The sequence below is a fragment of the Pseudoxanthomonas sp. F11 genome (genome assembly GCF_037046485.1).
GTDB lineage: Bacteria > Pseudomonadota > Gammaproteobacteria > Xanthomonadales > Xanthomonadaceae > Pseudoxanthomonas_A.
Genome location: NZ_JBANLZ010000004.1, coordinates 118,994 through 130,854, shown reverse-complemented (window position 1 = coordinate 130,854; position 11,861 = coordinate 118,994). Strand labels below are relative to the sequence as shown.

10 protein-coding genes are annotated in these 11,861 nt (G+C 68.7%); 4 read left to right on the top strand and 6 right to left on the bottom strand.

The window, feature by feature from the left end:
- Positions 1-136: 136 nt before the first annotated feature.
- From V8246_RS13420 to rnfB, 3 genes are all read left to right on the top strand, one after another.
- Complete coding sequence (locus V8246_RS13420) at positions 137-577, top strand: DUF2147 domain-containing protein (protein ID WP_162108567.1); 441 nt, start codon at positions 137-139, stop codon at positions 575-577.
- A gap of 119 nt (positions 578-696) precedes the next feature.
- The gene (gene metG, locus V8246_RS13415; protein WP_336189644.1) at positions 697-2,760 is read left to right on the top strand and encodes a methionine--tRNA ligase; all 2,064 of its coding nucleotides are present in this window, start codon (positions 697-699) and stop codon (positions 2,758-2,760) included.
- Between the two features lie 22 nt (positions 2,761-2,782).
- Positions 2,783-3,196, top strand: coding sequence for an Rnf electron transport complex subunit RnfB (rnfB, locus tag V8246_RS13410; protein ID WP_187573011.1), 414 nt, complete (start codon positions 2,783-2,785; stop codon positions 3,194-3,196).
- Between the two features lie 7 nt (positions 3,197-3,203).
- Here the strand turns inward: rnfB and V8246_RS13405 are convergent, their stop codons facing one another.
- The 6 genes from V8246_RS13405 to V8246_RS13380 form a co-directional block, all read right to left on the bottom strand.
- Positions 3,204-4,139, bottom strand: a complete 936-nt coding sequence (locus tag V8246_RS13405; protein WP_187573012.1) for a TraB/GumN family protein — start codon at positions 4,137-4,139, stop codon at positions 3,204-3,206.
- A gap of 10 nt (positions 4,140-4,149) precedes the next feature.
- Positions 4,150-5,082, bottom strand: coding sequence for a DUF1684 domain-containing protein (locus V8246_RS13400; RefSeq protein ID WP_336189868.1), 933 nt, complete (start codon positions 5,080-5,082; stop codon positions 4,150-4,152).
- Positions 5,083-5,089: 7 nt separating this feature from the next.
- Entirely contained in the window at positions 5,090-6,895 is a 1,806-nt protein-coding gene (mutL, locus tag V8246_RS13395; protein WP_336189643.1) for a DNA mismatch repair endonuclease MutL, read from the bottom strand.
- 64 nt (positions 6,896-6,959) lie between these two features.
- Entirely contained in the window at positions 6,960-8,504 is a 1,545-nt protein-coding gene (locus V8246_RS13390) for an N-acetylmuramoyl-L-alanine amidase (protein WP_336189867.1), read from the bottom strand.
- A 99-nt stretch (positions 8,505-8,603) separates the two neighbouring features.
- On the bottom strand, positions 8,604-9,086 hold the full coding sequence (gene tsaE, locus V8246_RS13385) for a tRNA (adenosine(37)-N6)-threonylcarbamoyltransferase complex ATPase subunit type 1 TsaE (RefSeq protein ID WP_336189642.1): 483 nt from the start codon (positions 9,084-9,086) through the stop codon (positions 8,604-8,606).
- Positions 9,087-9,134: 48 nt separating this feature from the next.
- Positions 9,135-10,607, bottom strand: coding sequence for an NAD(P)H-hydrate dehydratase (locus V8246_RS13380; RefSeq protein ID WP_336189641.1), 1,473 nt, complete (start codon positions 10,605-10,607; stop codon positions 9,135-9,137).
- Between the two features lie 67 nt (positions 10,608-10,674).
- On the opposite strand from V8246_RS13380, the gene queG reads away from it, so the two are divergent.
- The gene (gene queG / locus V8246_RS13375; RefSeq protein ID WP_336189640.1) at positions 10,675-11,754 is read left to right on the top strand and encodes a tRNA epoxyqueuosine(34) reductase QueG; all 1,080 of its coding nucleotides are present in this window, start codon (positions 10,675-10,677) and stop codon (positions 11,752-11,754) included.
- The last annotated feature ends 107 nt before the right edge of the window (positions 11,755-11,861 follow it).

Sequence of the window (11,861 nt, the reverse complement as noted above, 5' to 3'; positions counted from 1 at the left end):
CGGCGGACACGCCGGGTCCTTTTTTTTTTGCCGGCACCGCCGGAGCCCGGGCTTCCATACCCCACCGGATGCGGTATAACTGCGGCATCCCGGCGGCGTCGCCGTCGGGCCTGACCTGAATCCCTGGGAGGGGAATATGCGCAAGACCCTGATGGCCGCCTGCCTGGCCGCTCCGTTGATGGCCCTGTCGCTGGTGGCCTCCGCCGCCGACCCGGTGGTCGGCCGCTGGAAGACCATCGACAGCGAGACCGGCAAGCCCAAGTCCTTCGTCGAGATCACCCAGGCCGCCAACGGCACGATCAGCGGCCGCATCGTCGAACTGATCAACCCGAGCAAGCCGAACCCGACCTGCGACAAGTGCAAGGACGACCGTCGCAACAAGCCGATCACCGGCATGGAGATCATCCGCGGCATGAAGGCCGAAGGCGGCGGCGAGTACGCCGGCGGCACCATCCTCAAGCCCGACGAAGGCAAGGTGTACAAGTCGAAGATGGAGCTGGTCGACGGCGGCAAGAAGCTGGAGGTGTCCGGCTGCATCGCCTTCATCTGCAAATCGCAGACCTGGATCCGCCAGTAAGCGTCGCGCTTCCTTTTTTTATCGCGGGCCCGGTCACGCCGGGCCCGCTGCGTTTCCGGCACGGGAAAGGCCCTCACCGGTCCATGCGATAATCGCCATCCCCCGTCACGATGCCCGTCATGAGCCGCACCGCCCTCGTCACCAACGCCCTGCCCTACGCCAACGGCCCCCTCCATCTGGGCCACCTGGTGGGCTACATCCAGGGCGACATCTGGGTGCGCGCGCGGCGGATGCGGGGGGACACGGTGCACTTCGTCTGCGCCGACGACACCCATGGCACGCCCATCATGCTGGCCGCGGAGAAGGCCGGCGTCACGCCAGAGGCCTTCATCGCCGGTATCCAGGCCAGCCACGAGCGCGACTTCGCGGCGTTCGGCGTTGCGTTCGACCACTACGACTCGACCAACTCCGCCGCCAACCGTGAACTGACGGAACTGTTCTACCAGCGCCTCGATGCCGGCGGACACATCAGCCGCCGCACGGTGGCGCAGTTCTACGATCCGGCCAAGGGCATGTTCCTGCCGGACCGCTACATCAAGGGCATCTGCCCCAACTGCGGATCGGCCGATCAGTACGGCGACAACTGCGAAGTCTGTGGCGCCACGTATGCGCCCACCGACCTGAAAGAGCCGAAGTCCATCCTGTCGGGCAGCACGCCGGAGATCCGCGATTCGGAACACTATTTCTTCGAAGTCGGCCGCTTCGAGGCCTTCCTGCGCGAATGGCTGGCCGGCGATGTGGCCCTGCCGGGAGTGAAGGCCAAGCTGCGCGAGTGGCTGGATGCCGAAGGTGGCCTGCGCGCGTGGGACATCTCGCGCGATGCGCCCTACTTCGGCTTCGAAATTCCGGGCGCGCCCGGCAAGTATTTCTATGTCTGGCTGGATGCACCGATCGGCTACCTGAGCAGCTTCCGCACTCTGTGCGCGCAGCGCGGCCTCGATTTCGCGTCGCATCTCGATGCCGGTACCGATATGGAGCTGCACCACTTCATCGGCAAGGACATCGTCAATTTCCATGGCCTGTTCTGGCCGGCCGTGCTGCATGGCACCGGCCACCGCGCGCCCACGCGCCTGCACGTCAACGGCTACCTGACCGTGGACGGCGCCAAGATGTCGAAGTCACGCGGCACCTTCATCATGGCGCGCACGTATCTGGACGTGGGCCTGGAGCCGGAAGCGCTGCGTTACTACTACGCGGCCAAGTCGTCCGGTGGCGTGGACGATCTCGACCTCAACCTGGGCGACTTCGTCGCGCGCGTCAACGCGGACCTCGTGGGCAAGTTCGTCAACCTGGCCAGCCGCTGCGCCGGCTTCATCGACAAGCGCTTCGCCGGCCGGCTGGCCGATGCCCTGCCCGACCCGGCCATGTACCAGCGCTTCGTGGACGCCCTGGGCCCGATCGCCGAGGCCTACGAGCGCAACGAGCCCGCCACGGCGCTGCGCCTGACCATGGCGCTGGCTGACGAGGCCAACAAGTACATCGACGAGACCAAGCCCTGGGTGATCGCCAAGCAGGAAGGCGCCGATGCCGAACTGCAGGCGGTATGCACGCAGGGCCTGAACCTGTTCCGCGTCCTCGCTGCCGCGCTCAAGCCGGTACTGCCGCGGACCAGCGCGGAAGCCGAGGCCTTCCTCGGCGCGCCGGTCGAATCCTGGACGGATATCGCCGCGCCCCTGCAGGCGCACACCATCCAGCCTTACTCGCCCCTGTTCACCCGTATCGACCCGAAACTGATCGACGCCATGACCGACGCCTCCAAGGACACGCTGGCCGCCGCGCCCGCACCTGCTGCCCCCGTGAAGAAGGCCGAGACCAAGCCCGCCGCACCGACTGAGCCGAAGGATGCGACGGGCACGATCGGCATCGAGGATTTCGCCAGGCTCGACCTGCGCATCGGCCAGGTGCTGGAATGCGGTTTCGTGGAAGGTTCCGACAAGCTGCTGCGCTTCCTGCTGGATGCCGGCGACCTGGGCCAGCGGCAGATCTTCTCCGGCATCCGCGCCAGTTACGGCGAACCGGAAGCACTGGTTGGCCGCAAAGTGGTGTTCATCGCCAACCTCGCGCCGCGCAAGATGCGGTTCGGGGTGAGCGAGGGCATGATCCTGTCGGCCGGCTTCGACGGCGGCGCGCTGGCGCTGCTCGATGCCGATGCCGGCGCCCTGCCCGGCATGCCCGTGCGCTGACGCGCGGACCGTCGTTGCGGCGATGAACGCCGATCTCATCGAACGCCTCGATCGCCTGCTGCCGCAGACCCAATGCGGTCAATGCGGCTTCGATGGCTGTCGTCCGTATGCCGAAGCCATGGCGCGTGGCGAGGCCGGCATCGACCACTGCCCGCCCGGCGGCGATGCCGGCGCGCGCGCGCTGGCGAGGCTGCTGCAAGTACCGGTGCTTCCCTACGACCGCAGCCGTGGCACCCACAAGCCACCCCTCGTGGCGGTGGTGGTGGAAGCCGACTGCATCGGCTGCACCAAGTGCATCCAGGCCTGCCCCGTGGACGCCATCATCGGCGGTGCCAAGCACATGCACGTGGTCATCGAACCGCTGTGTACCGGGTGCGAGCTGTGCGTGCCCGCATGCCCGGTGGACTGCATCATGATGGTGCCCGCAGCGCCCTGATGCAGCGTCAGCGCGTGCCGGCCTTGCAGGCGGAACAGATGCGTTCCACCTGGTAGCCGCGGGCGCGCAGCTTTTCGACCACCCCGTCGTCGCCCAGCAGGTGCAGTGCGCCGACGACCACCAGCGCGTCGTCGTCGCCCGGCTGGGTGAGGATCTGCTGGATCCTGGGCACCCATGCGTCATTGCGCTCGACGTTGATGCGCCGGTAGAGACGCGGGTATTGGCGCTTCATGTCCGCGGCCATGCCGCTCCAGAGTCCTTCGGCATCGCCGCGGCGCCAAGCCTGGTGCAGACGCTCGGTTTCGGCCGAGCCCTTCTCCGCCTGGTCCAGTGCCTCGACGATGAACTGGCGCTGCTCGGTGGCCTCCATGCCGTCTAGCACGCCGATCTGCTCCTGCGCGCGTTCGAGGCCCGCGGCGGGCTTGCCGGCCGCCTTCGCCTTGTCCATGAAATGGTTGTCCAGGCCAAGCTTGGGATCCAGGCCCTGTCGCGTCATCTCGACGATGCTGATGGTCAGGCCGACGAACCACGGTTCGAAACTGTTGAAGGACGCCACCGGCATGCCGTTCTTGCCGGCCCATCCTTCGAGCCGACGCCAGGTGGCGGCATCCAGTTCCTGCTGCAGCGTACTGCCGTCGGTGCGCAATGCTGCCTGCAGCATCATCTGGGGCATGGCAGGCGACTGCATTTCCTCGGGCGCCAACTCGAACATCAGGCGCTCGGCATCGGCGAACGCCGCCTCCACCTCCGGCGACAGCGGATAGTCGCCCGGACGCAGCAGGTGGAACGACCCCAACAGATAGACGGCGTTGTCCTTGTCCGACACTTTCCACAGCAATGGCACAGGCGCCCCAGTCGCCTTCGGCGCATCTGCGGCAAGGACGGATGCGCTGCCCAGCAGCGCGGTCACGACGAGGGCTTTCAGCGAACGGCGCAGCAGCATCGGTCTTCCTTCAGAGCACTTTGATGGGTTTGGCATACGCTTTCTCGCCCGCGTCGACCAACAGGTCGAGCCGGTTCTCGGCAGGCGGCAGCGGACAGGTCGCATATGGGGTGAATGCGCACGGCGGGTTGTAGGCGCGATTGAAGTCCAGCACCACCTTGCCATCGCGCGGCGGCTCCGCATCGAGGAAGCGGCCCGCCGGATAGCTGCCGTGTCCGCTGGTGCGGTCGGCAAAGACAAAGAACAGCGGACCTTCCGGCGAACCCAGCGCTTCGAGCCTGAACATCTTGCCCTCGCGCTCGAACTCCACCGCGCCCGGATTGGGCGACTCGTTGGCCACGCCGATCACGTCGACGATGGTGAGCGTCTTGCCGGGAGGATGCGGAACGTAGCGGCCTTCGACGCGCCACGCTTCCTGCAGGGGCCAGTAGTCCAGGCCGACGAAGCGAGTGCGCGATTCGGCATCGGCATGCTTGACGCGCAGCGCGTGGCGACCGCCGCGTTCGATCACCGACAGCGCGCCCTTGCCTTCGTCGAAACCGATCACCCCCGGCGTTGCATCGCGGTCGCTCTGCAGTTCGATACGGCCCTTCAGCGGCTCGCCGTTGAGCGTCAGCTCCACGCCGCGTTCGGGAGTGAAGAAGATGCGGCCCTCCTGCTGGGCCACCATGCCCATCTTCGGCGGACCCACGACCAGCTTGATCCCGCTGGCAGGCCCGCTGCCGATGAAGTGCGACTTCAGTTCGATCCAGTGCAGGCCCACCAGGCTGGTCCAGCCATCCGGCGCCAGGAGCTGGCTTTGGCGCTCTTCGCGCCAGGCTGCGTTGTCGGCGAGGAAGCGGGCATCGACGACCTTGCCGGCGGCATCGCCGCTCGTGTCGCCATCGCCGCACCCTGCCAGCACCCCCAGCAGCATGGCCATCCCCAGCCATCCTGTCTTCATCCCCATGTCAACGTCCTCGCAGGAACCAGCGGTCGATCTCGTTCAAGGAAAAGCGCGCCCAGGTCGGGCGGCCGTGGTTGCATTGGCCCGAGCGCTCGGTGATCTCCATCTCGCGCAGCAGGGCATTCATTTCGGGCAGCGTCAGGCGCCGGTTGGCGCGTACCGCGCCGTGGCAGGCCATGGTGGCCAGCAGCTCATCGCGCGCGGCCGCCACGCGACGGCTCTCGCCGTGCTCGCGCAGGTCGGCCAGCACGTCGCGCAGCAGCGCCTCGGGGTCGGCGTTGGACAGCAGCGCGGGAATGCTGCGCACGCTGAGGGATTGCGGGCCGCTGCGGGTGATGTCGAAGCCCAGCGCGGCCAGCGTGACCGCCTCGCGCTCGGCCACGTCGGCCTCGCGTTCGGCAACGGCCAGCGACAGGGGCACCAGCAGCGGCTGCGTCCGCAGGCCGATGCCGTCGTGCGCCTGCTTCAACTTTTCGTAGCCGATGCGCTCGTGCGCGGCATGCATGTCGACCACGATCAGGCCGTCCGCGTTCTCCGCCAGGATGTAGATGCCGTGCAGCTGGGCGATGGCGAAACCCAGCGGCGGAACGCCGTCCGGGTCGTTGGCCGGCATCGCCGGCATGGAGCGCGCATCTTGATCCGACATGCGCGCCGACGACGCACCGGGCGCCGGCGCGTAGAGCGCCGCGTACGCAGCGGGAGCTTCGGCCACCGACAGGCCGAGCGGCGACTGCTGCGTCGGCATCCATGCGGACGGCACCGCCCCCATCGCACGCGGTGCGAACGGAGCGGCCGCAACATCCTGCGGCACGATGCCTGCGCGTGTTTCCGCAAGCGCCTCGTGCAGCGTGCGGTAGACGAAGTCGTGCACCAGCCGCGTATCGCGGAAGCGCACCTCATGCTTGGCCGGGTGCACGTTCACGTCGACACGGGTGGGGTCGAGTTCCAGGAACAGCACGTAGGCCGGCTGGCGCCCATGGAACAGCACGTCCTGGTAGGCCATCTTCACTGCGTGCGCGATGTTGCGATCGCGTACCGAACGCCCGTTGACGTAGACATACTGCTGGTCGGCACTGGCACGCGAGTAGCTGGGTTGCGCGATCCACCCGTGCAGGCGCAGCCCGGCCGCCGCGTGATCGACACGCAAGGCACTGCGCGAGAAGTCCTCGCCCAGCGTTTCGTCCAGGCGCACCAGGGATTCCAGTTCGTCCGGCTTGTAGCGCCGGGACGGGCGCCCGTTGTGCGACACGCGCAGTTCGATGTCGGGCCGCGCCAGCGCCAGCGAGCGCAGCCATTCCTCGATGTGGCCCAGCTCGGTGCGCTCGGCGCGCAGGAACTTGCGCCGCGCCGGCACGTTGTAGAACAGTTCGCGCACCTCCACCGTAGTGCCGATCCCGTGCGGCTTGGGGACCACCGCCCCCACCTTGCCGCCTTCCACCTGCAGCGAGGCACCGTGCTCGTCCTGGAGGCGTCGCGAGGTCAGCGAGAAGCGGCTGACCGAGGCGATCGACGGCAGCGCCTCGCCACGGAAGCCCAGCGTGGCCACCGCTTCCAGATCGTCGAGCGAGGCGATCTTGCTGGTCGCGTGACGCGACACCGCCAACGGCAGCTCTTCCGGCGCGATGCCGCCGCCATCGTCGCGGATACGGATCAGGCGCACGCCGCCCTCCTCCAGATCGATGTCGACGCGCCGCGCACCGGCGTCCAGCGCGTTCTCCACCAGCTCCTTGACCACGGAAGCGGGCCGTTCGACGACTTCGCCGGCGGCGATCTGGTTGATGAGTGTGTCGGGAAGCTGGCGAATCGGCACGTGCTGGCGACGCTTGCGCGCCGTCTGGGGAATCAGCCGTGATGATAGCCGAGCGAACGCGCGATCAGGGCGCGCCGGCGGCCCCACCCGCCGCAACCGAGCGCGCTTCGGCCTCGGCCTGTGCGCGCGCGGCGAACAGCGTGCCGGGCGGCGGCTGGCGGGTGAAGTACGACTGGATGCCGTCCAGCACCGCGCTGGCGACCTTGCGCTGATGCGCGGGGTCGAACAGGCGCTTTTCCTCGTCGGGGTTGGAGATGAAACCCGTCTCCACCAGCATGGCCGGCATGTCCGAATTGCGCAGGACTTCGAAGTTGGCGAACTCGATCTGCGGCTTGTGGGTCTTGCCCAGCCCCTTCAGCGAGGTCAGCACATGCCCGGCCGCTTCCTGCGACGCCTTCATGTGGCCGCTCTGGGCCAGGTCCAGCAGCACGTTGGACAGGGTGTCCCGGGTCAGGCGCACGCCGCCGACCAGGTCGGAGGCGTTTTCCTTGTCGGCCAGCCAGCGCGCGTGCTGCGAGGAGGCGCCCCGCAACGACAGCACGTAGACCGACGAGCCCCAGGCGCTGCGGTTCTCGGCCGCGTCGGCATGGATGGAAACGAACATGTCCGCCTTCGCCGCGCGCGCCTTGCGGGCGCGCTGGGGACGCTCGACGTATACATCGCTGTCGCGGACCAGGTAGGCCTTCATGCCGGGCGTGGCGTTGATCTGGCGCGCCAGTTCCTTGGAAATGGCCAGCACGGCGTGCTTTTCGTAACGGCCGCTGGGGCCGATGGCGCCTGGATCCTGGCCACCATGGCCCGGATCGATCGCGATGACCAGCGGGCGCGTGCCGGTGGCGACCATGGCGGACGGTTTCGGCGATTCGGCGACTGCCGCAGAAGGCGCCTGGGCTGATGCCCCCGTCGCGACAGGGGCGGGCTGACCGGTGGCGATGGTGTAGGCGGGGCGCTCGCCCGAGCTGGCGTGTGCCGGGATGGACGCGCTCTGGCCATTGAGGATGGCCTGCGGCGAGGGCGAGGTGGCCCCCTGCGTCGGCGCGGGCGCCGACGGCGCGGGCACCTTCCCCGCCTGCACCACCTGCGCGGTCAGCAGCGCCGTAGCGCGGGCCGCGTCGGTCTGAGTCGACCCTGCGGCCGCGGTCGGCGACGCGGAGGGTGCAGCCGTCGCGACTACCGCCTGCGCAGGCGTGGCCTGCGCTGGCGTGGCGGGGGTCGATGCGGGTGCGGCCGGGCCGTCGCCCGGCCACTCGATCACCAGGCGCGATACGCCCGCCACCTGTTCCATGCGGGGCTTCAGCGCGGCGACGGGCGATGCCAGGTCGAAGACGATGCGCAGGGTGTCAGCGTCCGGCTGCCCGGTGCGCACGGCGCGCACGATGCCCGTGGGCGATGGCAGTCGCAGGCCGGCCTTCGCCTTCGAGGCGGGCAGGTCGACAACCAGCCGGTCGGGGCCTTGCAGGCTGAGCGTCTTGTATTGCCCGGCGCCCGCCAGCTGGATCTCCGCGCGCGTCCCGGTGCTGCCCTGGTTCACCGAAATGCCGGTGACCTCACCTGCCCACAGGGCGCTTGGCGCCGAAGTGAGCAGGCCCGCAAGGGCCAGGCGCAGCATGGTGGTGGAGGTCCCCGGACTCATGCCGCGGATTCAAGCACCATCGCCTCACAAATGCAAGGCATTTTCCCTTAATAATCCGTGACCTGCCGGATGTTCCTAATCGGACTGGAGAGATGACGCCGTTAACTCACCTTCCGTCGCCACACGCTCCAGCCACTGCTGCCCCTGGGGCGAGACCGCCTTCAGGCGCACCGCCCGACCACCACCCTCCACCGCAAGGTCCACCTGCAGATCGGCCCGTGGCAACGCCGCCCCGCCGCGCTCGGGCCACTCCACCAGCCAAAGCACGGCCGCCCCCTCGTCCAACCCGAGGAATTCCAGCTCCCCGGCGTCACCGATGCGGTAGAGGTCCAGATGCCAGGCCTCTCCGCCTTCCACGGGATAGCGTTCCACCAGCGTGTAGGTAGGGCTGCGGATGGCGCCCGCAACGCCCAGTGCGCGCAGCAGGGCCCGGGCAAGGGTGGACTTGCCGGCGCCCAGGTCGCCGCGCAGGTGCACGACGGCGACCGCAGGACGCGTGCGTGCCAAGGCCTGGCCCAGCGCCTCGGTGGCGTCGGTGTCGGGAAGGAATAGGTGCATATAACGATTCTATGCGCTCCAAGTGCGCACGATCAGTGATTGCACGACTCAGGGATTGGCCAGGCGGCGCACGTGCGCCATGAGGTCCGACGGCAGCAGCCCACGCTCACCGTCCCAGGCGGCCGCATCACCCGCCAGCCCATGCAGCAGCGCGCCCGCACTCGCCGCATCGAAGGCCGACAGCCCCTGCGCGCGCAGTGAGGCGATGATCCCGGTCAGCAGATCGCCCATGCCGCCCACCGCCATGCCGGGGTTGCCCGCACCCACGATGCGTGTCGCCTGCCCGTCTGCAGCGACGACAGTGCCCGCTCCTTTCAGCACCACGACGGCCGCGTATCGCTGTGCGATGGTCTGTGCGGCACCGACGCGGTCGCGCTGGACGTCTGCAGCGGTGCAGGCGAGCAGGCGCGCGGCTTCGCCCGGGTGCGGGGTAAGGACCGCATCCCCCAGCGGATGCGCTGCCGCGGACAGCAGGTTCAGCGCATCCGCGTCCACCACCAGCGGCAGGCCGCTGCGCAGTGCATGGTGGAACAGCGCCTGCCCCCATTCGCCCTGGCCCAGGCCGGGGCCGACGGCCACCACGCGGGCGCGCGCGACCATGGGAATCAGATCGTCCGTGGCTTCGACCGCGCGCACCATCGCTTCGGGCCTGCGCGCGAGCAGTGCGGGCACGTGGGCCGGCCGCGTGGCCACGCTCACCAGGCCGGCTCCTGCGCGCAATGCGGCTTCGGCGCACAGCGCGATGGCGCCGCCGCTGCCCTCGTCGCCCCCAATGCACAGCACGTGGCCGGACTCGCCCTTGTGCGTATTGCGTCGCCGCGGCAACAACCAGGGCAACAGCGCATCGTGGTCGAGCAGCGAGGCGTCGGCGGCCACGCCTTCGACGCTCTCCAGCGGAACATCCAGTTCCTCCAGCGCAAGCTGGCCGGTGTATTCCAGCGCATCACCGGTGTGCAATCCGATATGCCGCACGATGAACTGCAGCGTGCGCGTCGCCAGCACGGCGGCGCCCGGTGCGCTGCCGCGGTCGGCATCCACGCCGCTGGGGACATCCAGTGCGAACACCGGCGCAGCCTGCGCGTTGATCGCCTCGATCAGGGTCCTGGCCTCGCCCTCCGGCGCACGCGACAGGCCGATGCCGAACAGCGCATCCACCACCAGGTCGGCGTGCGGCAGCACGGCCTCGAACAGCACGACCCGTCCGCCGGCGGCCACGTACTCGGTGCATGCGCGCTGCGCGACGGGATTGCCCGGCACGTGCGAATGCAGGTGCACCACGTCCACGCTGCGTCCGGCGCGGTGCGCATGCCGCGCCAGCACGTAGCCGTCACCGCCATTGCTGCCCGGCCCGCACACCACGACGATGCGCTGTGCGTCGGGCCAGTGCTGCAGCACGTGCTGCCACGCCACCTGTCCCGCGCGCTGCATCAGCACATAGGGATCACCGCCGAGCGCGCGCGTGGCGCGCTGGTCCAGCGCCCGCGCGGCTTGCGTGGAATACAGGGGCCAGGTGCCGGACATGGCCGGATTCTAGGTCCGCGCAAGGTTGCGGGGAAGTGAAGCCGGCCGGCCTCCTATAATCCCGCGCATGCCCGTTCCCGGCTCCACTACCGTCCTGCCCGATCCGTCGCTGCTCGCGCAACGGGTCCGCGCGCTTGCGCGGGAGTTCGGCTTCCAGCGATGCGGCATCGCCGGCATCGAACTGGGCGAGGACGAACAGCATCTGCGCGACTGGCTGGCGCAGGGCCTTTACGGTTCGATGGACTGGATGGCCCAGCATGGCGACAAGCGGTCGCGCCCGCAGGAACTGATTCCCGGCACGCTGCGGGTGATCTCCGTGGGCCTGGACTACGGCCGCAACGACAGCGACGACGCCTGGAACACGCTGCAGGACGGTACGCGCGCCTACGTGGCGCGCTATGCACTGGGCCGCGATTACCACAAGCTCATGCGCAACCGGCTACAGAAGCTGGCCGGGCGATTACAGGATGAGTTCGGCGCCTTCGGACACCGTGTGTTCGTGGATTCGGCGCCGGTGCTGGAACGCGCGCTGGCGCGCAATGCGGGCCTGGGATGGATCGGCAAGCACACCTGCCTGATCGACAAGGATGGCGGCTCGTGGTTCTTCCTGGGCGAGATCTACGTCGACCTGCCGCTGCCGATAGACGCACCGGCCACCGCGCATTGCGGTACCTGTACCCGCTGCATCGAGGTCTGCCCCACCCAGGCGATCACCGCGCCGTACCGGCTGGACGCGCGCCGCTGCATCTCCTATCTGACCATCGAGCACGAGGGCGCGATTCCGGAAGACCTGCGGCCGGCCATCGGCAACCGCATCTTCGGCTGCGACGATTGCCAGCTGGTCTGTCCCTGGAACAAGTTCGCCAGGCGCACCGACGAACCCGACTTCCGTGCACGCAACGACCTGGACGTGGCCACACTGCCGCAGCTGTTCGCGTGGAACGAGGACGAATTCCTGCGCCGCACCGAAGGCTCCGCGATCCGTCGCAGCGGTCACGAACGCTGGCTGCGCAACATCGCCGTCGCGCTGGGCAATGCGCCGTCGACGCCTGATGTGCTCACCGCGCTGGCGAGCCGCTGGGACGATCCATCAGCCGTCGTGCGCGAGCATGTGGCCTGGGCCCTGCGCAGGCACCCACCTCTGTAGGAGCGACGTCAGTCGCGAGCGCACGGACAGAACCAACGCAGACCCCGCATCATGCGGGTCAACGTCAAGAAACCCCGCGCAGGCCACCAGGACAGCAATCCGCATGA